Here is a 372-nt window from a genome sequence, read left to right as displayed (position 1 = left end):
CTCTGATATTCGGGGTGCTCACGATAGGGCTAGATACTTTTGAGATCAGCCTCAAGCAGCACCTTGTACTTGCGTGAAAGGTTGTTGGGGTGACGTCGATAGCGTGTCACGACTTCGGGGATCACATGCATTTCATAGCCCAGGCGGGCAATTCTCAGCGTGGCCTGGAAATCCTGAACCTTTATCTCCGGATCGTAGCCGTTCGCGTCACGCATGGCCTGCATCCGATACAGGGCCACCGGCGCCCCGACAACGACCGCACCGCGCAACACGTCGTCGAATGTCAGCCGTTCGATATAGTCGCGCGATTGGCATTTGATCGTGTTGCCGTCGCAGTCCATGTAGCTGATCAGTGCGCCTACGCAGCCGACT

General features: G+C 56.7%; 1 pseudogene. It reads right to left on the bottom strand.

The features are described 5' to 3' along the window. Positions 1 to 32: 32 nt before the first annotated feature. Positions 33 to 372 (bottom strand): annotated as a pseudogene (locus ALO43_RS17675) (glycosyltransferase family 2 protein); the annotation flags it as partial.

The organism is Pseudomonas tremae (assembly GCF_001401155.1).
GTDB classification, from domain to species: domain Bacteria; phylum Pseudomonadota; class Gammaproteobacteria; order Pseudomonadales; family Pseudomonadaceae; genus Aquipseudomonas; species Aquipseudomonas tremae.
This window is presented reverse-complemented; position numbering and strand designations above follow the sequence as displayed.